The 22027-nt window shown below is 64.9% G+C and carries 20 protein-coding genes and 1 tRNA gene; 17 read left to right on the forward strand and 4 right to left on the reverse strand.

The genetic code is table 11. The annotated features are described in order from the left end of the window. Positions 1-232 precede the first annotated feature (232 nt). The 12 genes from IT347_11740 (at position 233) to IT347_11795 (ending at position 12202) form a co-directional block, all read left to right on the forward strand. Entirely contained in the window at positions 233-586 is a 354-nt protein-coding gene (locus tag IT347_11740; GenBank protein MCC6350248.1) for a hypothetical protein, read from the forward strand. Between the two features lie 68 nt (positions 587-654). Beyond that, positions 655-2094 carry a ThiF family adenylyltransferase gene (locus tag IT347_11745; GenBank protein MCC6350249.1) on the forward strand — a complete coding sequence of 480 codons (1440 nt, stop codon included), beginning with the start codon at positions 655-657 and terminating at the stop codon, positions 2092-2094. Between the two features lie 5 nt (positions 2095-2099). Further along, positions 2100-2459, forward strand: coding sequence for a hypothetical protein (locus IT347_11750; GenBank protein MCC6350250.1), 360 nt, complete (start codon positions 2100-2102; stop codon positions 2457-2459). A gap of 3 nt (positions 2460-2462) precedes the next feature. Next, a complete protein-coding gene (locus IT347_11755; protein ID MCC6350251.1) occupies positions 2463-4016 on the forward strand; it encodes a hypothetical protein in 1554 nt (517 codons plus the stop codon). Between the two features lie 7 nt (positions 4017-4023). Continuing rightward, the gene (locus IT347_11760; protein MCC6350252.1) at positions 4024-4320 is read left to right on the forward strand and encodes a hypothetical protein; all 297 of its coding nucleotides are present in this window, start codon (positions 4024-4026) and stop codon (positions 4318-4320) included. Further along, complete coding sequence (locus tag IT347_11765) at positions 4317-5162, forward strand: replication-relaxation family protein (GenBank protein MCC6350253.1); 846 nt, start codon at positions 4317-4319, stop codon at positions 5160-5162. Before IT347_11760 ends, IT347_11765 begins: the two co-directional genes overlap by 4 nt. Positions 5163-5185: 23 nt before the next feature. Next, entirely contained in the window at positions 5186-5407 is a 222-nt protein-coding gene (locus IT347_11770) for a helix-turn-helix domain-containing protein (GenBank protein ID MCC6350254.1), read from the forward strand. A gap of 3 nt (positions 5408-5410) precedes the next feature. Continuing rightward, positions 5411-6403 carry a tyrosine-type recombinase/integrase gene (locus tag IT347_11775; protein MCC6350255.1) on the forward strand — a complete coding sequence of 331 codons (993 nt, stop codon included), beginning with the start codon at positions 5411-5413 and terminating at the stop codon, positions 6401-6403. A 19-nt stretch (positions 6404-6422) separates the two neighbouring features. Continuing rightward, positions 6423-6512, forward strand: a tRNA-Ser gene (locus tag IT347_11780). Positions 6513-7115: 603 nt separating this feature from the next. Next, the gene (locus IT347_11785) at positions 7116-8495 is read left to right on the forward strand and encodes an IS21 family transposase (GenBank protein ID MCC6350256.1); all 1380 of its coding nucleotides are present in this window, start codon (positions 7116-7118) and stop codon (positions 8493-8495) included. Continuing rightward, positions 8495-9337: an ATP-binding protein gene (locus tag IT347_11790; protein ID MCC6350257.1), complete on the forward strand. Its 843-nt coding sequence runs from the start codon at positions 8495-8497 to the stop codon at positions 9335-9337. Before IT347_11785 ends, IT347_11790 begins: the two co-directional genes overlap by 1 nt. Positions 9338-9457: 120 nt before the next feature. Continuing rightward, positions 9458-12202, forward strand: a complete 2745-nt coding sequence (locus IT347_11795) for an AAA family ATPase (protein MCC6350258.1) — start codon at positions 9458-9460, stop codon at positions 12200-12202. 38 nt (positions 12203-12240) lie between these two features. On the opposite strand, the gene IT347_11800 is transcribed toward IT347_11795, so the two are convergent. Genes IT347_11800 through IT347_11810 form a run of 3 tightly spaced genes read right to left on the reverse strand, consistent with a single transcriptional unit; the run spans position 12241 to position 14411 of the window. Continuing rightward, positions 12241-13710, reverse strand: a complete 1470-nt coding sequence (locus IT347_11800) for a ThiF family adenylyltransferase (protein MCC6350259.1) — start codon at positions 13708-13710, stop codon at positions 12241-12243. Positions 13711-13713: 3 nt separating this feature from the next. Further along, on the reverse strand, positions 13714-14118 hold the full coding sequence (locus IT347_11805; protein ID MCC6350260.1) for a hypothetical protein: 405 nt from the start codon (positions 14116-14118) through the stop codon (positions 13714-13716). After that, positions 14115-14411, reverse strand: a complete 297-nt coding sequence (locus IT347_11810; GenBank protein ID MCC6350261.1) for a hypothetical protein — start codon at positions 14409-14411, stop codon at positions 14115-14117. The genes IT347_11805 and IT347_11810 overlap by 4 nt, the downstream gene beginning before the upstream one ends. A 123-nt stretch (positions 14412-14534) precedes the next feature. On the opposite strand from IT347_11810, the gene IT347_11815 reads away from it, so the two are divergent. From IT347_11815 to IT347_11835, 5 genes are all read left to right on the forward strand, one after another. Then, a complete protein-coding gene (locus IT347_11815; GenBank protein ID MCC6350262.1) occupies positions 14535-14942 on the forward strand; it encodes a helix-turn-helix transcriptional regulator in 408 nt (135 codons plus the stop codon). A gap of 22 nt (positions 14943-14964) precedes the next feature. Further along, complete coding sequence (locus tag IT347_11820) at positions 14965-15456, forward strand: ImmA/IrrE family metallo-endopeptidase (protein ID MCC6350263.1); 492 nt, start codon at positions 14965-14967, stop codon at positions 15454-15456. Between the two features lie 57 nt (positions 15457-15513). Next, entirely contained in the window at positions 15514-16914 is a 1401-nt protein-coding gene (locus IT347_11825) for an ImmA/IrrE family metallo-endopeptidase (GenBank protein ID MCC6350264.1), read from the forward strand. Positions 16915-16935: 21 nt separating this feature from the next. Next, on the forward strand, positions 16936-18618 hold the full coding sequence (locus IT347_11830; protein MCC6350265.1) for an adenylosuccinate synthetase: 1683 nt from the start codon (positions 16936-16938) through the stop codon (positions 18616-18618). 1155 nt (positions 18619-19773) lie between these two features. After that, the gene (locus IT347_11835) at positions 19774-21729 is read left to right on the forward strand and encodes an ATP-dependent helicase (GenBank protein MCC6350266.1); all 1956 of its coding nucleotides are present in this window, start codon (positions 19774-19776) and stop codon (positions 21727-21729) included. 54 nt (positions 21730-21783) lie between these two features. Here IT347_11835 and IT347_11840 read toward each other — a convergent pair. Then, positions 21784-22027: hypothetical protein (locus IT347_11840; protein MCC6350267.1), on the reverse strand; the 244-nt coding region annotated here is incomplete at its 5' end.

Consider the following 22027-nt stretch of genomic DNA (forward strand, 5'->3'; position numbering starts at 1 on the left):
CGGCAGGCGGCCGGAACGTCCTCGACCATCGACCGATGTTCATGACTTCCCCATGCCAGATGCGAAAGGAGGTGGTCCGCATGGTTGCCCCGCTGATGCCCAAGCTCAAGGGGGACGAGGATGGCAAGAAGCCGTTGATCCCGCCCGGAACCTTCCGACGCTGATCCACCAGCCCTCTCCACCCCCCGGTGGAGGCCCCTCGGGGCCTCCACCGGGACCCATCGAGGACGTGATGAGTCTCGCACAGATGCTCGGCCTCGCGCAGCGCCCGTCGACGTCCGCGGAGGATTTCTCCGGCACCGTCATCTATCGCTCGGAGGACGGCACGACCGACTTCAGCTTCCGGATCGCGCGTCACGGCGATAGGTACCGGATCTACATCCTCGACCAGCCCCTCTACCACGGCAGGGCCGACGACCTCCACAGTACGCACCGCTACCACAGTCCGACCTCCGGACACTACATCTGTTGGGACGGCCGTCTGGAATCCCTCGACGACATCCTCTACGTGGCCAGCGAGTGGGCCGAGCGCACGCTCCGCTACGTCCGCCACGGGACCCCTTTCGACAATCGGAGGACCAGATGAAGCTCTCAAGACTCAAACCAAGGGCGCGGGCGCCAAGACCTGCGCCGCGCATGTCCGCCGCTGCGACCATGCCCGAACTCCGCATCACCGAGCTCGCCTACGAGCAGTTGAGGGCCGGCCTGAGCGCCGGGGCGCCGGAGCGCGGCATGGCCCTGTTCGGATTCGCCGGCGACGGCGTCGTCCGCCAGGTCGTGCTCGACGACACCGCGCAGTGCACCGGTGCGAGCTACACGCCCGACGTCGCCCGGCTCAATCGGCTGTCCGACGAAGTGTTCACGCCGGCCGGGCTCGTTCTGCTGGGCTTCGCACATTCGCACCCGGGCGCGCTCTCCCGGCCCTCGGGTGCCGACCTCGAGTACGCGGCGGCCATTCTCGCGGCATTCCCCACGCTGCCGAACCTGCACCTTCCCATCGCGACTCTCTTCAACGGTTTCGCGATCCACCCCTACGTCGCAGTCCGCGCCGCCCAGGGCGTGCGGATCGAGCGGGCGAAACTGACGCCGATGCGGGAGGCCCTGGCGCCGGCCGTACCCGCCACACCGCAGGTTCCGCCGCAGGCACCATCGTGGCGAACGCGGCTCGGACTGCCGCACCCCGCGAAGACCCAGGCTCCGTGGTGGGAGGCCGAGGCCTTCGCCCGCGTGCGGACCGCCTACGACCTGGGGCGGCTCGCGCACAGCTGCATCTTCGTGGTCGGTGTGGGCGGCGCCATGGCGGGCATCGAGGACCTCGCGCGTTGCGGCGTCGGGCGGATCGTGCTCGTCGACCCCGACCGCGTCGCCGAGGCGAACCTCGCGACCCAAGGGGTCTGCCGCAGCGACCTCGACAAGCCGAAGGTCGCGGTCCTCGGCCGGCGGATCCGGGCGATCAACCCGCACGCAGAGGTCATCACGCGCATTGCCCGGCTCGAGGACATCGGCGAGGAGGAGTTCGCCCGGTTGGTCGGTATTCGGGATCCCGAGCGGCCGCGGGCGGTCGTCCTGCTCGGAATGACGGACAGCTTCGCGGCCCAGGCGCGGGTCAACAGGCTCAGCCTCACGCATGCGATCCCTTCGGCGTGTGCGCAGTTGTACGAGCGCGGCCTCGCGGGCGAGGTGACGTTCGTGCTTCCCGGCGTGAGCCGGGGCTGCCACCGCTGCCTGCTCGAGCCCCGGTACCGCGCGTACGACGAGGGATTCGAGAACGCCGTCACCTCGCACGGCTCACCCATCAGCTCGACCGAGCGGATCAATTCGATCGTGGCCTTCCTGACGCTCGCGATCCTGCACCACGGTTCAGGGCATCCGCGCTGGGACGGGATCGCGCGCGAGCTCGCGACGCGCAACCTGATCCAGTTCCGCATGCACCCGGACGCGTCCCTCGGCGGGTTCGGCGCCGGCACGGATCCCATGTCGCGCTTCGACGCCGTCAGGTCGTGGCGGCTGCGCTCGCTCGACGGCGCAGGCGGCCGGCCCCGCTGCCCCGATTGCGGCGGGACCGGGGTTCTCCGCGATGCCACCGCGCGGTGACGGCGATGCTCGAACGCTTGATGAAGTCCGTCTTCGTCCTGACGCTCGCGCTCCTGCTCGGACTGGCCTTCCTCAAGATCCTGGCGGAGGTGGCGCGAATGGGGCCGTCAGGGCTGATCTCGGGGATCGTGCATACGACCTCGGCATTCGGCGCGGTGCCGGGCCTGCTGCTCGCCCTCGTTCTGGTGGTCGGCGTCGTCATCCGCGGGAAGGACGCCCTTGCTCGTCTGCACGGGAGGGGCCGGCACGGGGCCGACCCCGGCGCTCGCTACGCCCGCCGGCACTCCGTTACCGGGGATCCCCCGGCCAGTCGCGGACGCGGCGACATGCCACATCGCAGGGGCCGTCGCCACGAGGTCGACTGAGTGATGCGCTGCCTCCTGCAGCTTGCGCAACGAATCCTCGTGGGTGATCCGCGGACACTCGCGCGTGAGGCGGAGCGCAGGGCGTGGCTCGCGGGCGATCGCGACGCGCGGCAGTTCGCCGCGCAGCTCGCGCCGCGTCCCGGCTCCGACGATGTCGGGGTGGGCCACGTGACGTTGCGCGACGGCCGCAGGAAGGCGGTGGCCCTCACGCGGGGGTTCCTCCGGCAGTCGCATCTGGCCATCCCGTGCGGATCCACGGGCTCGGGTAAGACCACGATGGCGGTCGAGTTCCTGGATCGGGTCCTGGACGATCCCGGCGAGCGGCTCCTTGCCATCGACCCCAAGGGCGATGTCTCGAGCGCCCTGCGCGAGCGGTACTTCCCGGCCCGTGCCGCGGGTCCTGATGGCGGGGCGTTCGCGGCGCGACTCCGCTACCTGCGGGCCTTCGCCGGCGGCCAGCCACCGCCGCTGCGACTGACCCTGCCCGAGCCGGGAGTGGCGCCGAACGTCCAGGCCATGAGCCTCGGCGTTGCGCTCGCGGAGGCGGCCGGTGTCGAACTGAGCCTGCCCGCGGTGCACACGTTCGCGAAGCTCGCCCGCGTGGCCATCGAGCGGGGCGCGGCGCTGACCGAGATCGTCCGGTGGATTGCGCGGCCCGAGTTGTTCGCGCGGATCGCATGCAACTCGCGCGACGAGGAGATCCGGCAGTTCGGTGCGCACGGGTTCCAGCACGAACACAAGGGTGTCCTGCGATCGCTCAAGGCCCGCATCGAGGGCGTGCTCCTTCTCCCGAGCGTGCGGGCCGCGCTGGAGGCGCCCGGCTGCATCGACTTCGCGCGGTCGCTCGAGGAGCATCACCTGCTCATCGACCTGTCCAATCCGCCCGCAGGGGAGGAGGCCGCCGTCCGCATGTTGGGCGGGCCCCTCATCGGCAGGTTCACGCGCGCGATCCTCAACCGCCGTCTCCACGCCGACTCGCCGCACGTCTGGCTCGCCATCGATGAGGTCCAGGAAGTCCTGACCAACGGAGGCTACGAGGCCTCAAGTCTGGACAGAATCCTCGCCCTGAGCCGCGCGAGGCGAGTATCGCTTCTGACCATCAACCAGTTGTCAGCACAGCTCCCCCGCAGGTTGCGTGAAGCGATCCGCGCCAACACCGGCGCGGAGCTCTTCTTCAGGGCAAGCGAGGCGGACGCCAAGCTGCTATCGACCGTGCTGCCAGTGCCCGAGGACGCCGAGCGGCCCTCGGAGGCCCGGCGCGCCCTGATCCGACGGATCATGGGCCTGCAGCGCCGGGAGGCTGCGCTGTGGGTCAAGACCGCACGGGTGCCGCTCGGGTTCATCCGGGCGCCAAAGGTCGACTTCGACGAGCTGGACCGCCGTGCGGCACGGCTTGCGCCAGAGACGCGCGCGCGGTTGGGCGAATGGCCCGCGCATGAGGTTCAGGACCGGCGACTAGCTCCCGTCGCGTCGCCGCCCGAGCCCGTGAATGAACCGGCAGAGGTCGTGCCGCCGTTCCCGGACGACCCGGGCGGCGACTTCCCGGGGCTGGGGTGAGGCTTCCATGAAGGAAATGCGACTCGTTCTCAACGCGGTCGCCTGGACGTTCGTCACGTTCGTGATCGGGCTGCGCGCGTGCGTGCGCGGCATCCAGCTTGCGGTGCGATCGCCCCAGGTGTTCCGCACCGAGACGCGCTGCCCGCGAGGGCACCGCGTTGCGCTCCACGGGACGTACGCGTGCGGTCGCTGCGGAGCCCAGTTCGAGGGCGGTGCGTTCGACCCTTGTCCGGGCTGCGGGGCGCTGGCGCACCACGTCTCATGCCCGCGATGTGGCCTGAGCTTGCTGGATCCCCTGCGATGATCCGGCGACGTGCACGCGATCAGCGCCGCCCCGGCGTCCGCATCGTCCTCGGTCCCCGGGACGAGGCCCTGCTGCGTGGTCTCGCGCGGTTCAGGATCGCGACGACGGGCCAGCTCGTGCGGATCTTCTTCCGGGACGTCCGCAGGGACACGGCGGTCCCGCGCTTGAGGAGGCTCTACGACGCGGCAGTGCTGGACATCGTTACAGCCCCGCGGAACGGCGAGAACGTCTACGCCGTCGGCAGGGCCGGTCGCCGCTGGCTCGAGGACCGCGGTATCGCCTGCGGCGCCGCCCCGCATGGCTCGCTCGCGCACCCCCTGACAGTGGTGGACGCGTGGGCGGCACTCGCGAGCGCGTTGCACGGTGGCGTCGACGTGAGGCTCGTCCGATTCGTTCCGGACTGGCAGGGCCGTGCTGAGGCGGCCGGGACCGTGGCCAGGGTCGTGCCGGACGCGACCATCGACCTCGCGGTGCGGCGGGCGAGTCAGCGCGCCCTGCCGGTCCGCGTGTTCCTGGAGGTGGACCTCGCCACCGAGCGCGCCGGCGTTCTGGGGCGCAAGCTCACCGCCTACGGGCTCGAGCGGGCCGGGGAGGGTGTCGGGCTCGCGGTCGTGCTCGCGGATGCGGGAGATCGGCGTGTGGAGACCGTGAGGCGGCTCGCCGCGGAGCACTGGCCGTCGTGGTCGGTGGTCTGTCGTCGGTCGGAGTGGCCGGACGCGCTCCTGGCCCACGAGGCCCTGGCTCCCCTTGCAGCCTCCCCTGACGGCGAGGGGGGGCCGGTGGACGCAACGCACTGCGATGCAACGCCGGGCTCGAGCCAAGGGGAGGGGCCTTCTCGATGAGAGATGGCAACTCGGTCCACATCATGCCCGCGGTGAGCGAGCCCGCCGCTGTCCGGCGCGGCGGCGTCGGCGAAGCCGCGCCGCGCCTGCTCACGCTGCCCGAGGTGGCGGCCTTCCTGCGCGTCAGCCCGAAGACCGTCCGACGGCTCGTGGCGGGCCGGAAGATCCGCTGCGTTCGGGTGGGCCGCGTGCTACGGTTCCGGCAGGCGGATCTGTTCCGGTTCGTCGAGGCAGTAGAGGAGTAATCGATGCCTCGACTACCCAGCAACATGATCAAGCGCGGAAGGGTGTTCTACTTCCGGCAGTTGGTCGGCGGCCGTGACCGACGCATCTCGCTCGGGACCGACTACGACGAGGCACGTCGCCGACTTCGTTCTTTGAAACGCGATGGTGTGCCACAAGCCTCCGGAACCGTCGACGACGCGGCGCGGAGGTGGCTTTCGTCGTACGTCCCCACCGTGCGCGGGCCGCGGGACGAGCGGCTCGCCGGGCAGCGCGTCAGGGACTACCTGGCAAGGTTCCTCGGCCACAAGCTCCTGGGGCGCCTCGGTGCTGACGACATCCGGGCGTACCGGCTCTGGCTCGAGAAGCAGCACCTGAGCCCGCAGTCGGTGAAGCACGTGCTCTCGGACCTGCGGTGCATGCTCAACTGGTGCGAGGACTCAGGGCTCGTGGAGCGCTCGCCATTCCCGCGGCGCGTCCTGCCGAGGATCCAGGAGCGGGCACCGGACCGGCTGTCGGATCAGGAGGTTGAGAAGGTGTGCGGCCTGGCCGACCCCTACGGGTTCATCTGCAGGGTGCTCGTGCAGACGGGGCTCCGGTGGGGGGAACTGGTCCGGGCCACGACCGCGGACCTCGCGGGTGGGATCCTCGTCGTCCACCTGACCAAGTCGGGGAAGGTGCGGCGCGTGCCGCTGCCGCCGGGTCTGCATGCCGAGCTGCGGACGCGCGTGGGGAAACTCTCGCCGCTCAAGTGCGCGGACGGGTTTGCCCTCCAGGTGCGGAAGCGGACCGGGATCGATCGCTTCCACGCGCACCAGCTGCGGCACTCGTTCGCGTGCCGGTGGCTGGAGGCGGGCGGTTCGCTCGCGGCGCTGCAGGAGATCCTGGGCCACGCCTCGATCGTCACGACGCAGCGGTACGGGCGTCTCGGCGAGGCGCACGTGCAGGCGGAAGCGCAGAGGATTCAGGGACAACTCGGCACACCACACGGCACACCTGCCTTGCACCACAGCCGCTAAGTGTTGTAAACACACGCACGGAGAGGTGCGAGAGCGGCTGAATCGGGCGGTCTCGAAAACCGTTAAGGGCGCAAGCCCTTCGAGGGTTCGAATCCCTCCCTCTCCGCCAGCTTGCGCGGAAAAGCCGCAGAAACCGCTTGGAACGGCCCTGGTCCTGAGGATCGGGGCTGTTTCCGTTGAGGGCAGGAGCGGTCAGGCGAGGACCCGAGAGGACGGTCAAGGGGTACCCCCGGGGTACCCCGCCGGGTTGCCGCAGAGGACGACCCTGTGACCTGGCGATGCAGGACGGGGCCCCGACCCTGGCATCCGCCCGAGGATTGGTCACCCTACCGTCCCCTCCAACGGGATTCGAACGCAAGACCCCACCGAAGCCACCGTCGGAAAGAGTCGACCAAAGTCGGAAGGACAAGGACTTAGGCGGGACACCGGCGGCGGGGACCAACAAGAGTAGACGCTCTACGGGGACAGTTCGGGGACAATTGAGGGACAGCAGAACACCAAGTCCCCAGAGACGCCTGAGGCTCTCCGCTGGCCGCACCCCCTCGGCTTCGCCTTGCGGCCACCTCTTATGCGGGTTCCGGAAATTCTGACCACCCCTTTTCCGGAAACTCTGACCACCTGAGGGAGGCTGTGGGCTCCGATAGCCTGCCGCCCGTCGCGAGCGCGGATGAACCGCGCCGCCGCCGGGAGGCGAAGGAGGATGATCGGAGCCATGGCCAGACATCGAGTGCAGGTGTTGCGCGCCGCAGGCAAGACGCTGAAGCAGATCGTGGCGGAGACCGGGGTGTCGCAGTCGAGCGTGCAGCGGATCGGGCTGGAGCCGCCGCTCGAGACGGTCGCCGACCTGGTGCGGGTCGGGCGGCGCGGGGTGGGGCGGCCGAGCGTCGCCGAGCCGTGGCGCGACCGGGTGGCCGCCGTGCTCGCGGCTGAGCCGGAGCTGCCGACGGTGGAAGTCCTGCACCGGATGCGCGAGGAGCGTTACGCGGGCGGGAAGACAGCCCTCTACGAGCTGGTGCGCGAGTTGCGGCCGCATCCGACGACGCCACTGGTGCGCTTCGAGGGTGTGGCGGGCGAGTTCTCGCAGCACGACTTCGGGCAGGTCGAGGTGCGCTACGCCGACGGCGGCCACGAGCGCGTGCATTTCTTCGTGTCGCGACTGAAGTACTCGCGCTGGGTGGACGTTCGGCTGGTCGAGAACGAGGGCGTCGAGTCGCTGGTGCGGAGCCTGCTGGCCGGCTTCGCGAGCTTCGGCGGCGTGCCGCTGGTGGCGGTGTTCGACAACCCCAAGACGGTGGTCCTGAGCCGCGAGGGCGGGCGGATCCAGTGGAACGACACGTTCGGCCAGACGGCGCTCGACTACCGCTTCGCACCGGAGCTGTGCACGCCGCGGCGCGGGCAGGAGAAGGGCTCGGCCGAGAACCTGGTCGGGTTCGTGAAGAACGGCTTCTTCAAGGTGCGGCGCTTCCACGATCACGAGGATATGGTCGCGCAGCTTGCCGCCTGGCATGTCGAGGTGAACACGATGCGGCCGTGTCGCGCCACGGGCGTGACGCCGGCGGCGCGGATCGAGGCCGAGCGCGAGCGGCTGCGGCCGCCGGCGATTGACCCGAGCGAGTACGCGCTGCGCTTCTCGGTGTTCGTCGGCCCGACGGGGCTGGTCAGCTTCCAGGGCTACCGCTACTCGATGCCGCCCGAGGCGATCGGCATCCCCGGGATGCTGTGGCTCTACCCGGAGCGGGTGCGGATCGTCGCCGGGCGCTTCGAACGCGAGCACGGCCGCGTGCCCGAGCAGGGCAAGGACTCGATCCATCCCGAGGACCGCACGCGGCGGCTGGCGCAGGTGGCCGGCAAGCGCGGGCGGCTGTACCTCAAACGCCAGGAGATCCTCGACCTGGGACCCGCGGCCGAGGCGTTCCTCACCGAGATCGTCCACCGCCATCGCTTCACCTGGCAGGGCGAGGTCGAGCAGCTCCACGGCGCCCTCGTCCAACACGGGCCGGCGGCGCTGCACCGCGCGCTCGCCGCGGCTCACGCGCGCGAGCTCTACGGCGCCCCGCACGTGCTGCGACTGCTGGCGAAGGAGGTGGCGTGATGCACGCGCTCGATCTCGACGGCATGCTGCGCCGGCTGCACCTGCCCACCGTGCGCCGGCTCTACCCCGAGTGCGAGCAGCGGGCGGAGACGGAAGACCAGTCCTATCGCGACTTCCTCGCCACGCTGATCGCCGAGGAGGTCGCCCACCGCGCCCAGACTCGCATCGAACGCTCGGTTCGCAAGGCCCGCTTCCCGTTCCTGCGGACCATCGAGGACTTCGACTTCACCTTCCAGACCTCGGTGCGCCTGCAGCTGCTCGGCAGCTACCTCGGGCCCGAGCTCGTGACCGAGGGCCGCAGCCTCGTGCTATGCGGGCCCTCGGGCACCGGCAAGACCCACCTCGCGATCGCCGTCGCCTACCGCGCCATCCAGAACGGCTACGAGGCGTTGTTCACGAGCGCCGCCGGCATGATCGAGGACCTCTCGAGCGCTTCACGTCGCGGCGAACTCGCGCGCGCGCTCGCGTACTACACGCATCCGCCCGCGCTCGTGATCGACGAGGTCGGCTACCTGACCGTCGGCGGCGACGCGGCGAACCTGATGTTCCAGGTCGTCAACGAGCGCTACCTGCACCGGCGCCCGATGTTGTTCACTACCAACAAGCCGCTGGCGGCGTGGGGGCTGGTGCTGCACGACCCGGATCTCGCCGAGGCGATCCTCGATCGCGTCCTCGAGCGCGGTCGGCTGGTCGAGCTCCGCGGTGCGTCGTATCGTACCCGCCACCTCAAAGCCGTTGACCACCGGAGCGCGGCTCCCGAAGTGGTCAGAATATCCGGAAATCAGCGGTCAGACTTCCCGGAACCCACATCTTACATTCACGCATTCTGCGCTCGAAAGTGACCAACCAGTGCCGCGAGCCGCAAGGGTGCCCGCCGACACGCTAGCGTTAGCAGAGAGGTTGCCTTGGACAGTGGGGCTCATTTCCACAAGTGTGACCTGCAGGTCCACACGCCGCGCGACTTGAACTGGCAGGGTGCAGGCGCGACCTCGGAAGATGAGCGAAAGGCGTACGCAGCTGAGTTCGTGGCGGCATGCCGCGCCAGGAAACTTCAGGCTGTCGGGATCACCGACCACCACGATGTCGCCTTCATCCGGTACATCCGTGAAGCCGCGGCTCAAGAGACAGACGAGCAGGGCAAACCGCTGCCGGACCTGGAGCAGCTGGTGGTGTTCCCTGGCATGGAGCTCACCCTAGGGATTCCGTGCCAGGCTTTACTCTTGTTCGACTCGGACCTCCCAACCGAGTTCCTGCCGCTTGCCCTGCCCGCGCTAGGCATCACGCCAGCCGACGATGCGGCAGAGAAGCATGCTCAGATCAAGAAGCTCGACATAATGAGCTTCCAAGCCCTCTATTCAGCGCTCGACAAGATTGAGCCCTTACGTGGGCGGTTCATCGCGTTTCCGAATGTTGACGATCAAGGCTACCAAAGCCTCATCCGTAAGGGGTTCGAGAAACACTATGCAGATATGCCTTGCGTCGGTGGGTACGTTGACGGTCTCCTGCCCGTACCGCCGAAGGGCGACGGCATGCGGCGGATTACGGGTGGGCAAGACAAGAACTGGGGGAATAAGGCAATCGGTGTCTTTCAAACATCCGACTGCCGGAGTCGTGCGCTCGAGACCCTGGGGACACATGCAACCTGGATCAAGTGGGCCCGGCCAACCGCCGAAGCGCTGAGGCAGGCATGTCTCGCGAGCCACTCTCGGATTACGCACAGCGCTCCGACGGTGCCGCCGGTTCAGATCACTCGGGTTGAAGTAACAAACAGCAAGTTCTTGGGTCCGATTACGCTCGACTTCAATCCCCAGTACAACGCGATTATCGGCGGAAGAGGCACAGGGAAGTCGACGATTCTCGAGTACATCCGGTGGGCGCTCTGCGACCAGCCAGTCCAAGCTGATGATCCCGCAGAGCTGGCGGATTACGAGCGCCGCCGTCAAGGGCTCATCGACGGAACTCTCCTGCCGTTGGACGCAGTGGTTGATGTCGTGTTCCTGCTCAACGGCGTTTCCCACACTGTTCGTCGAAAGGCGTCAGGCGAACTGACTCTTCGTATCGGAGATGCCGCCTTTCAAGGGTGCACCGAGAAGGATGTGCGAGAACTGCTTCCGATTCGTGCCTACAGTCAGAAACAACTGAGCGCCGTTGGCGCGCGGCTCGATGAGTTGCGACGGTTCGTCCATGCCCCAATTCAGCCTGAGCTCGATGCGGCATCCGAGGGCATCGACAACGTAGCCGTGAACCTGCGCGGTGCATTCGAGCGGCTCGTGCGACATCGCGAACTTAGCGCCGAAATCAGCGCACATGACATCGAACGCCGTTCACTCGGCGAACAGGTTGCACACCTACGCGCCACGCTCGCTGGCCTCCCTGAGGCCGACGCGGCAATCATCGATAGGCAACCGAGCTACGAGGCCGAGCAGCGTGCTATTCAGACGCTTGAGCGTGAAGCGGCCGCAGCCAAGACGGCGCTCCAGTCAGCCCAAGCGGAACTGTCGCGCGTTCCTTCTCCTTTGGCCCAGAACGAATCAGCGAACAAGGCGCTGGTTGAGGGCGCACACGAGGCCTTCGGTCAATGGGTACGTCAGGCGAAGGACAGAATCGATGCGTTAGTTCTGGAGCTTGCGACTCCAGCCGCGGGCTCTTCATTGAAGCAGTACGTCGAGCTGCTTGGTCAATGGCGTCAGCGCCGCGATGCACACCGAGTGGAGTACGACGACGCCGCATCGCGAGCAAGCGTGCACGAGGAGACGCTTCGCGGTATCCAGGGGCTCGAAGGACGTTTGGCCGACCTCAATGCTCTTGCTGATCAGAAGAGCGATGATCTCAAGCGTTTGGGGGATCCGAATGCTGAAGTCTTGCGGCTTCGTGCTGAATGGAGGGATGCACACGCGAATCGCGCGACTCTGCTGGAGAAGCAATGCTCGGCGCTTACGTCGATAGCAGGATCTCGTCTCAAGGCCAGTCTTCGCAGGTCTGGTGACACGGAACCGCTGGCTGAGAAGCTGAAGCAGGTCATGAAGGGAACGACGATACGCGGCGATCGGATTGACTCCCTTGTGGAATCTCTCGGGAGTGCAAGTAACCCGTTCGGGGCTTGGCAAGACGTGCTGAGTGAACTGCTAGAGCTTGCTTGGGTTCATGTCGAGGAGGAAGCCACCGCGCAGTTGCCGTCCGTCCCGCGGCTCGACGCGGCCGGGTTCACCCAAAAGGCAAAGGTCGCCATGGCCCGCCAGCTTGAGCCGGACGCGTGGGTTGATCTGTTGCTCTTTGACGTGAAGGACCTGCCTGTATTTGAGTACATGGTGCGCCCTGGCGACTTCCTACCGTTCGCGGACGCCTCTCCAGGCCAACAGGCCACGGCGCTGCTTTCGATCTTGCTGCTGGAGGGTGGGCCGCCACTGCTAGTCGACCAACCGGAAGATGACCTCAATATGCGGGTCATTAACGAGATTGTGACGACCCTCTGGCAAGCAAAAATCCAGAGGCAGATCATCTTCAGCAGCCACAACGCGAACCTCGTGGTGAATGGGGACGCAGAGCTCGTTACTTGCTGCGACTATCGGACAAGCGCAACGGAACACGGCGGCCGAATTAAACTCATGGGCGCTATCGACGTCCCGATGATCAATAGAGAGATTGCAGAGGTAATGGAAGGCGGCGAGGCAGCGTTCAAGTTGCGTTACAAGAAGTACGGCTTCTAGCTTCTGCTTATGCATTTGTCTCGCGGGCCATGGCTAGCCTAGAGATCAGCGAACGGCATGTCCGCGTTGTCGCCTTGACCCTCAAAGGGGTTGCAGTGGCGACATCTGGGATCGCGGTGTCGCGGCACCTCTGCGAGCGTACCCGGAATCATGTCGTAGTACAGCTCCGTCACCGCGCGCCTTGAGAGTATGAAGATCAAGTCTTGCAAGCGTAGTTCCACCAGGGCCGACGTTAAGCTGTTCATCGGCATCACGCTGGGTGCGTGTTCGGGGCCGAGACCTTCAACGTAGCCGCGGTGTCGATCTGCTGCTCTATCTTCCACGGTGCGAAAGGCCTTGCTCAATTTCATTGAGTCGAGATGCCCGGAGCACCACAGACACGCGTGGCCTGGACCAACCGTGTTGATGCGGACGGCCCCGTTCTCGACGACCCCGTGTTCGCAATGCGGGTCATCCTCTGCGGTTGAGGCGATGACGCTGCCACCGTCGATTACCGGAATGAAGTGCGCGTAGGAGAGGCGATTCAGAAAGTGGCGAGGCCGAGGATCGTCCACGAGCGACAGAATGATGTCCGCATCTAGAAGTCTGGGCAGTTCTGATGACCGACGAAGATCGCGATCGCTGTGACGTACGCGGATGTCTCGCTGTAGCGCAAATGTACGGAGCGCCGCGGCAAGTACCGGCGCCTTGTGTCGCCTCGCACGCGCATCGTCGAAGGTATAGACGGACGATCGGTTGATGTTGACGTCCGTGATGACGTCGGGGTCCCAGAGGCTCACTGCCCCCACGCCCCAACGGGCGATGTGATCTGCGACGATCGATCCGACGCCACCGTTGCCGGCAACCACGATATGTAGGTCGGCCAACTGACGCTGCCCTTCTCTTCCGAAGACTCGAATGGAGCGGTCCGCGAATTCCGGGACGTCCTCGCCTTCGGCGCGAGGATGGTCGATCGTCCTCTGCGCTTCGAAGGCATCGGCCGCAATCGTCCTCACTCTATGAATCGGATCGAAGACGCTCTTGCCATCGACTTGAGACCACCGAATGGCGCGACCGCGCAAGGCGCCGCGCGACGCGACGAGAGATAGAAGTGGAGCCCCAGGTGGCAGAAGACCGACACCAAGGAAGCACTCGCCCAGATCCTTGTCGGTGGAGTCATCCGTGACACTCCAGACCGGTGGGCCGCTTCCGCCCGGGTGGGTATGCAACACGCAGAGTCCAACGAGGCCATCCTGTCGGCGCGCGATGTCCACAGCGCGGTTCCAGTACTTCGCCGTCAGACTGACGTTGCCCCACTTGTCGTGCTCCAGATCACCACGCTCTGGGGTGATGGCCTTCTGAACAAGAAATGTAGCGCGCGTGGCTCCGCTGCTCCGGCGCACCAAAGCAAGCAGGGCTCCCTCACGCGGAGCAAACTCGAGCGCCCCGCCCCAAACCGCTGCCCGTGTGGGAGCAGTCCAGGCGATTTCAGCCTGCAGGTCGGTTGCAGCGGCGGTAGGTGCGGCCACGGTCTAGTTCTTTCTTAGAAACCGGCCTTCCAAGGTCGCAAGGTGGGTTTCGAGGGAGTCGCGGGTCGGGTCAAACTGTGGGCCCTTGGGTCCCCAGGAGAACTTCATCCACTTCTCCCCAAGTAGATCGGCATCAGCGTTGGTTGCCTGTGGCTGGCCCTTCGACTCCATTACGGTCAACGTCCGAGGCTTGATGTAGAAACCGGAGGTATCGGGAACGGCGTCGGGATAGATGGCCGGCACGAGGAAAGCGAGAGCCTCGATCACGTTCGACGAGTAGACCGCCGCGACGGGCAGGGTGTACGGCTCGAGGATGACGGCGACTTGTTCGCCGACATCCTCGCACCGAACCTTCGATCCGGGTCGACTGAGCCGACCAGCTTCATCTCGGATTCGCTCGCGGCTCATACGCGCATGCCCGCCGAGTAGTCGGTCCCTTTGAGCATCGCCCGGAAGTGGTCGCCGGGCTTCACGTGGACCGTGCTCGTCAGCGGGATCTCGTCTCCGACCTGCCCCCCGTGCTCGTTGTACAGGCGGTACTTCTCCGGGTCGAGCCCGACTCGCTCGAGAATCTGGGCCGCGGTGAGGTCCTCGCCGTGCGGCTCGACGTGGCCCTTCCGGTCTCCAACGTGGAAGAAGGGTCCGCCATCGCCGGGCGACTGAGCCGCTTCCTTGGCGGCCGGGTTGTTCTGAACGCTCATAGCCTCTTTCCTTGCAGGGCCTTGGTGAATCGAGGCTGCCGGCCCACGTGAGCTGCCTCTGCGGGCATTGTCGCGCGATTGGTCGCGGTCTGTCAAGTAGACACATGCATATCGCATCGTCAGATGAACAAACTGTTTGTTCACTTGACACCCAGAGGTCGATTGGGATACTGTTCACGCGTGCCAAGAACAACCGCCCCAGCACTCTACCGACAGATCGGCGATCGGATCGCTGCGAAGCGGCGCGAGCGCCGTCCGCTGATGAGCCAACAAGGACTCGCAACCGCGGCAGGCGTGTCGCGAGCGACCATCGTGAACATCGAGCGCGGGCGCCACCGAGTGCAGCTCCACGTTCTCTACGACATCGCCCGCGCACTCGGGGCAGGCGTCCAGGATCTACTCCCGAGGCTCTCCGCCTCGGCGCCGCCGCCGCTTCCCCAAGACATCCTAACTAAGCTAAAGCCCGATGAAGTGGCTTCGGTAGGCCGCTTGCTTGAGGACACTCACGGAGGCCAACATGGCGAGCAATAGGATTGCGAGAGCCGCACATGAGGTGCTGCGTGAAACCGACACGACGAAGGCGCCGGTACCTGTCTTCGATATTGCCCGAAGGCTTGGGGTTGTTCTTCGCGTCGGCCCTCTTCCTGAAGAGCTGAGTGGTTTCTTAGTCCGCGAAGGCGGGAAAGTGGTCATCGGAGTGAATAGCCTTCATCCAAAGCAGCGGCAAGCGTTTACCGTGGCTCACGAACTTGGGCATTTGAGGCTTCACCGCGACGATAGCTTCGTCGATCGAGGGTTTTCGTTCTACTTTCGAAACCAACGATCAAGTCAGGCTGTCGATCAGAAAGAAGTCCAGGCAAATCAGTTTGCCGCTGAGCTGCTGATGCCAGCGCATCTGCTAGAGCCCCTGCTCAACGGAAGGTCTGTCGACGTCGGCGATGAGCATTTCATCAGTTCTCTCGCCAAGCAGTTCCAAGTGAGCAGCCAGGCAATGACCTTCCGACTCATAAACCTGGGAAAGGCCAAGCGAGATACTGGAAACTGAATCGCGGCATCCCGGTCATCAAATCTTCGAGCATTCCCACCGATAGGAGTCGACCGCATGACCAATGCCTCCGCGGGTAAGGATCGCGGATCCGGGCGCTGGACGAACCGATCCGTCAAGGCGTTGGCACAGGACCGCGACCCAGTGCAACTCATTATCGCCCTCGCTCGCCAGACGGCGATTGAGGCCCTCGACAAGGGATGGATAGGGCCTCCATTTGATCCGATTTCGCTCGCCGAAATCCTGGGCCATGAAGTCGCCGCGAATACCGACATTCGCGACGCTCGAACGGTGCCCGCCGCTCGCGGCAGAGTTAGGATCGAGTTCAATCCGAGCCGGCCTCGTGGTCGAATGCGTTACTCGATTGCGCACGAGATCGCCCATACGCTATTCCCTGATGTAGGGGAACGAATCAGGAATCGCGCTGCACACGCCGAGCTCCAAGGCGATGACTGGCAGCTTGAGGCCCTATGCAACATCGCTGCGGCAGAACTGCTCATGCCTTACGGTGCTCTAGCCATGCAGCGCCCGCAGGACTTGACTGCTCATGCGATTCTCGAGCTTCGCAAGCGCTTTGATGTGTCCACTGAAGCCCTTGTTATTCGTCTTGCTGAAACGAGCGAGGGGCGTGTCGCCGCGTTCTGCGCTTCTCCAACCTCTACCGCAGTCGAGGGAGTTAAGTACCGCCTTGACTACGTAATCGGGTCAAACGGCTGGCGGCCAGGCGGACGAAGCACTCGGTTACCGGACGACTCGGCGATCCGTGAGTGCACGGCGATTGGCTACTCTGCACGTGGCTTGGAGACGTGGTGGGAAGACTTGGGCAAGATGCAAGTCGAAGCAATAGGCATTCCGCCATATCCAGGGAGCGGGTTGCCGAGAGTCGTTGGATTGTTGAGGGTGTCCGATCGCACTCACTCGCATCCCGCGATCAAGTACGTTCACGGCAACGCGACGGATCCACGCGGCAGTGGTCTTCGGATGGTTGTGCAAGTCGTCAACGATAAGACTGCGAACTGGGGTGGTGGAGGCTTCGCAAGTGCGGTGCGAAGGGCCTGGCCAGTAGTTCAGCGGGACTTCAAGGAATGGGCTGAAGGTCAGCGCTCGGCATTCAAGCTGGGAGCTGTTCGCCTGACTGAAGCGGACGACCGGACGCTTGTCGCCAGCATTGTGGCGCAGCATGGCTACGGTCCCTCGCCAAGACCGCGTGTGCGCTACACAGAGCTTCGGGAGGGATTACGCCAAGTGGCCCGCCTCGCGATCGATCGTGGAGCGACGATCCATTTACCCCGCATCGGAACGGGACAAGCTGGCGGGAGTTGGAACGTCGTCCGCGACTTGGTCGTCGAGACGCTAATCTCCGCGGGACTTCACGTAACGGTCTACGATTTGCCCGGATCATCGGCGCCCGCCGAACCCCAACTTGGCTTGAGCCTCAGCCAGACGGAAGACGCCTAACTCGACCTTAGTCAGGGCCGCATGGCGAGACCTTCTACTCCGATACCTAGCCATCCTGCAGGGAGACAGACCGGCCTTCTGCCTGGGCAGCTGATTGTGCTGTCAGGGCCCGTGTCCGCCGGAAAATCAACGCTCGCTGCAACGTTGGCGGAGAAGTTCGGAGTCACGCACTTCAAGACCCACGAAATGATCCAACGGTTGACGGGCGCCCCGTTGGATCGGGCCGCGTTGCAGAAGGCCGGCGAACGACTCGACCGCAAAACGAATGGCCGGTGGGTCGCTGCTGAGATCACCCGGGTCCTCGGGGAGATGTCCGATGCGAGCGGCTCATCCGTCGAATCGCGTCGAGTACTTGTCGACTCCTCGCGGCTGCTGAGCCAAATCGAAGCGCTCCGTCAGGCTTTCGGCCAGCGCGTCGTGCACATTCATCTCACTGCGCCCGAAGCAGAGTTGCGTCGCCGCTACCTCACGAGACGGACTGCAATGCGAGAGCTTCCGTCCTATGCAGCCCTGCGGAGAGATCGCACCGAGGCGGTAATTGACCGGTTGAAGGCGTCAGCCGACATCGTCATCGACACCCATCGCAACACTCGCGATGACGTTGTCGTGCGTGTGGCATCGCAGCTTGGCTTTTACGGGCGAGGCTGTGAGCGATTGGTTGATGTTCTAGTCGGCGGCGAGTACGGCAGCGAGGGCAAAGGGCAAATCTCCGCCTATTTGGCCCCGGAGTACGACGTGCTTGTCCGTGTTGGTGGTCCCAATGCCGGCCATCAGGTATTCGAAGTGCCCACCCCTCGGACGTGGCACCACCTTCCCTCCGGTACCGCGCGCAACCCTCGCGCGCAAGTTGTCCTGGGACCGGGCGCGGTACTTCGGGTTCCGAACCTGCTGGCAGAAATTGCGAGTGCTGAGGTGTCCTACAAGCGACTCTCAATCGACCCGAAGGCAATGATCATCTCTGACGAAGACATTAAGGCGGAAACTGGGCTCAAGGCATCGATCGGTTCAACGGGGCAGGGGGTCGGATATGCAACGGCCCGAAAAGTTCTCCGCGGCGGCGGAACAGATCGAGTGCTTCTTGCCAAGGACGTCCCCGCACTCCGACGCTACGTTCGAGACGCCCTCGAGATACTTGAGAATGCGTACGCGAAGGGGCGCCGTGTCTTCTTGGAGGGAACGCAGGGTACGGGGCTCTCCCTCCACCACGGAGAGTACCCACACGTTACATCGCGCGACACCACCGTAGGAGGGTGTCTTGGCGAGGCCGGGATTTCCCCGGCACGAGTGCGCCGAATCGTAATGGTCTGCAGGACCTATCCTATCCGGGTTCAAAGCCCGCCGGGGAAGACCTCAGGCAGAATGAGTCGCGAGCTGAAATGGGCGGAAATCGCTCGGCGATCGCGCATTCCACTCAAGGAGCTGCGCAAGAACGAGCGCACCTCAACGACGAAAAGGAAACGACGCGTCGGTGAGTTCGACTGGGTCTTGATCCGAAGAGCGGCCTCGCTCAATGGCCCCACGGACATCGCGCTGACGTTTGCCGACTATATCGACGTCCAGAACCGGAAGGCGCGTCGATTTGATCAACTCTCACCCGAAACCCTTCAGTTTATCGCAGAGCTTGAACGCGTGGCCTCCGCGCCCGTCTCCTTGGTGGCAACGAGATTCGCTTTCAGAAGCATCATCGACCGGCGAATGTGGTAGCGGCGCCCCTCTACCCGAAAGGACCTAGATGCCGTTCGACTCGGAGGTCTTCGCAGCGCGAAGGCCCTACCTCTTTCACCTGACGGCGCGAAGCAATGTGGCCCGCATTCGGGCTGCTCGTCGACTGCACAGCATGGTTGTCCTGGCGCGCAAGGCTGGCAGAGAGGATCTGTTGAACGTCCGGCGTCGGGAGCACGTTCAACTCAGCGTTCAGGGTAAAGCAGTGCACATCAGGGACCAAGCCCCACTTCACGAGAACAACATGTCCTTGGAAGACGGCTGGACATTCCCGCAGTTCGTGCGCGACCTCAACGAGCGCGTGTTCTTCTGGCCCGGGGGACTCTCAGGCCCAATTGCCCACGGACTCCGCCACTTTGCCCGGTATCGGGAAGAGCGCCCAGTGCTGCTGCGAATCCCCACCGATGGCCTCTTCGCTGCCAATAGCGGTGTGCGTCCACTCTATTGCCGCTACAACTCCGGATCGCCCCGTTGGAGTCGCGGCGTAGCATCACCTCGCGGGCCGGCCACATTTGTGCCCTCTAATCAAGCGACGTTCTCACCATCCAGCGTGGTCGAGGTGGCTTTCATGCGTGGCGCCGTGCTACCCAATGGTTCGGAGGTCGGCAACGGCCCGTCTGGACCGTGGCGTCGTTTGTTCTAGTGCGGTCGAGCTGTTCCAGACTCTGCACCGCACGCCTGGCCTTGGCCTTCCTACGCCGCTTCGACCGTTCCTGTCACACTCCTCACATGGTCCACTCCCAGCTTCAAGTCCGGCAGGTCGAACTCCTCTGTTTCAAAGAGCCAGGTTCGGGGACGAACGCAAGAGGTCCGCCAGTTTGCGCTGAAGGCCACAGAATCCGCTTGGAACTCACCGGGCTCTTCGTCGCCGTGGCAACTGAGATCCCCAAGCTCCCGCAGGTCCGGGCGCCGGTGGAGGAGATCGAGCGGCTGCGCACGACTTGGATCACGCGCGGGCCAACTGCGTGGCCGGCGGAGTTGAAGAAGCTCCCGGGGATCTTCGGGGATTGTCTGCGATTGATCCGAAGTCTGACTCCAGCCCGAGCCGATCAGGTGATGAAGCTCGAAGCAGCCCTCGGCTAAGTCGTGACACCGCTGGATCTTGACGCTTACTGTTGACGGCTCTACCGTATCAGCATGTCAGATTCCATTGATCAAGTTGTCGTAGTTCCCGCCTCCGGGTTCGCCCCAACCGTCGAGCAGGCGGCGATCCTCGCGCACCGGCCCGGGCAGCACGCCCGTGTGCTGGCAGGACCAGGAACTGGTAAGAGCGCCACGCTCGTAGCCCTCCTTACTGAGCTCTTGAATACGAGCCCCGCACCTCGGGTAAAGCTCCTCACATTCACGAGGGCGGCGACCGCGGAGCTCGCTCAGAAAGTCTCGATGCATCCTTCGACCGCCGCATTGCGGCCGAGCACGATGCACTCCTTCGCCCTGGCAGTGCTGATGCAGAACCAAGGCGCCGGAGAACTGCCCTTCCCGCTTCGAATCGCCGACGACGCCGAAGACAGCGAAATCGTGCTTCCCTCTCTGGCTCGTCGACTTGGGGTCAGTGTGACACGGGTAAAGGAGTTCATCCGGGAGATGGCGGCGAACTGGCAATCCCTGCGAGCCGACGAGGACCCAGCGATCAGCCCGGAGGAGCGGGCACGCTTCCTTGGCGGGTGGAACGAACACCGGCGGGTCTTCGGATACACGCTCCTGCAGGAACTTCCGTACGCCCTCAACAAGGCACTGGCCAACCACCCGACCTTGAGCGGAGTGAGCTACGACCTGCTCATCGTCGACGAGTACCAGGACTTGAACGCCTGTGACCTGTCGGTCCTGAGGCAGATCGCCGATCGAGGATGCTCCCTGATCGGAGCCGGCGACGACGACCAGTCGATCTATTCATGGCGCAAAGCCGACCCGGCCGGGATTCAGGGCTTCGTGACGGCGTATTCCGGGGCTGCCGACTACCCGCTCTCTGTCACACAGCGCTGCGGGCGGAGGATCATTGAGTGGGCGACGGCAATGATCGAGGGCGACGCTGGTCGTTCGACCACGCGGCCCCGACTGTCGTGCAGAGCGGACGCGACCGACGGCGAGGTTGCACTACTCGCCTTCGCGAACCAAGAGGCCGAGGCCAAGGGGGTCGCGAAGCTCGTCGAGGGGTTCATCGGCGACGAGATCGCGCCCGAGGACATCCTCGTGCTCTTGCGGAGCGACTACAATCAGGCCTTCAGCAAGCTGATCAAGCAGGCGTTGTCCGACCTTAACATCGTCTCGGCTGACCCAGGGTACATCGACCGAGTCCTTGGCGACCGAGCGAATCGGGAACTACTGGCCCTCCTTCGACTCATGTGTAACGGGAATGACTCGCTCGCGTGGGCGACCGTTCTTCACCTCACACCGCGGGTGGGTAACCGGTTTGTTGATCACGTCTATGATCGTGCCCGAACGGTGGGCCGCAGCTTCGGCGAAACGCTGCTTTCTGAGCGCCAGTCTGGATTCATCGGCGCGCCAGCTATTTCATCCAGACCGGCTATCGCGGCGATCGATCGGGTTCTGCAGTTGATCGCGACCCATGCTGTGCCAGAGGAAAGACCGGCGAACGGCTGGGGTGCTTGGATTCTTGAACTTGCTCAGCAGCCGGGAATGCCACAGCCTACTGCGGAACTTGCGACGTTGGTGGTCGATCTCGACACAATGGCCGAGGGTGACATCGACCTCGCGCGCTACCTGAGCCAGATGCGGCCCTTGGGCAAAGATCGCGCTTCGACCATCGGGACAGGCGTGCGGATCATGACCATGGGCATGTCGAAAGGGCTCACAGCGAGAGCAACGATCGTCGCCGGAGCGGAGGAAGGAGTCGTCCCTCGCCCCGACCAGGATCCGAGTGAAGAACGACGGCTGCTGTACGTCGCCATGACGCGCTCGAAGGAACGCCTCATCGTGACGTGGGCGAGGCAGCGCACGGGTCCGACCGCGCGTGCTGGTGCTGCGCGAGTCGTGTCGCCTCGAACGTATTCAACTTTCTTGCAGGGGTGCCCGGTAGAGTCTGAAGATGGCCCTACTTACGTGTCGCGACGGTGGCCGAGGACCACAAGTTAGCCTGGCCGCGACGCCTCATGCGGGTGTAAGGGCGTGACGATCGCCTCGCCCTACCTAGGCGGTCTTCGCGATTCGTGCTTTACTATCGACGCGCACAGAAGACCAATCGATCTCTGGCATGTAGAAATCAGGGTTTTCGAGGAGCCAGGTTCGAACGTCTCGTACAGTGGTGCACCAGTCAGAATCTGACCCCGTCGCCTTGATGAGCGTGAACGGTTTCTTCGCGTCGTAGAGCGCCTTCCGCGCGGTGACGCGGTAGTTCGACCCGATCGTTTCCAGAACCTGGCGCTGCTGAACC

It is taken from the genome of Candidatus Eisenbacteria bacterium (assembly GCA_020847735.1).
In the GTDB taxonomy this organism is placed as follows: domain Bacteria; phylum Eisenbacteria; class RBG-16-71-46; order RBG-16-71-46; family RBG-16-71-46; genus CAIXRL01.

What these genes read in the sequence shown, in the direction of transcription:
- IT347_11740 (MCC6350248.1), top strand. Translation starts at nt 233, where the DNA reads ATGAGTCTCGCACAGATGCTCGGCCTCGCGCAGCGCCCGTCGACGTCC.
- IT347_11745 (MCC6350249.1), top strand. Translation starts at nt 655, where the DNA reads ATGCCCGAACTCCGCATCACCGAGCTCGCCTACGAGCAGTTGAGGGCC.
- IT347_11750 (MCC6350250.1), top strand. Translation starts at nt 2,100, where the DNA reads ATGCTCGAACGCTTGATGAAGTCCGTCTTCGTCCTGACGCTCGCGCTC.
- IT347_11755 (MCC6350251.1), top strand. Translation starts at nt 2,463, where the DNA reads ATGCGCTGCCTCCTGCAGCTTGCGCAACGAATCCTCGTGGGTGATCCG.
- IT347_11760 (MCC6350252.1), top strand. Translation starts at nt 4,024, where the DNA reads ATGAAGGAAATGCGACTCGTTCTCAACGCGGTCGCCTGGACGTTCGTC.
- IT347_11765 (MCC6350253.1), top strand. Translation starts at nt 4,317, where the DNA reads ATGATCCGGCGACGTGCACGCGATCAGCGCCGCCCCGGCGTCCGCATC.
- IT347_11770 (MCC6350254.1), top strand. Translation starts at nt 5,186, where the DNA reads ATGCCCGCGGTGAGCGAGCCCGCCGCTGTCCGGCGCGGCGGCGTCGGC.
- IT347_11775 (MCC6350255.1), top strand. Translation starts at nt 5,411, where the DNA reads ATGCCTCGACTACCCAGCAACATGATCAAGCGCGGAAGGGTGTTCTAC.
- IT347_11785 (MCC6350256.1), top strand. Translation starts at nt 7,116, where the DNA reads ATGGCCAGACATCGAGTGCAGGTGTTGCGCGCCGCAGGCAAGACGCTG.
- IT347_11790 (MCC6350257.1), top strand. Translation starts at nt 8,495, where the DNA reads ATGCACGCGCTCGATCTCGACGGCATGCTGCGCCGGCTGCACCTGCCC.
- IT347_11805 (MCC6350260.1), bottom strand. Translation starts at nt 14,118, where the DNA reads ATGAGCCGCGAGCGAATCCGAGATGAAGCTGGTCGGCTCAGTCGACCC.
- IT347_11810 (MCC6350261.1), bottom strand. Translation starts at nt 14,411, where the DNA reads ATGAGCGTTCAGAACAACCCGGCCGCCAAGGAAGCGGCTCAGTCGCCC.
- IT347_11815 (MCC6350262.1), top strand. Translation starts at nt 14,535, where the DNA reads ATGAACAAACTGTTTGTTCACTTGACACCCAGAGGTCGATTGGGATAC.
- IT347_11825 (MCC6350264.1), top strand. Translation starts at nt 15,514, where the DNA reads ATGACCAATGCCTCCGCGGGTAAGGATCGCGGATCCGGGCGCTGGACG.
- IT347_11830 (MCC6350265.1), top strand. Translation starts at nt 16,936, where the DNA reads ATGGCGAGACCTTCTACTCCGATACCTAGCCATCCTGCAGGGAGACAG.
- IT347_11835 (MCC6350266.1), top strand. Translation starts at nt 19,774, where the DNA reads ATGTCAGATTCCATTGATCAAGTTGTCGTAGTTCCCGCCTCCGGGTTC.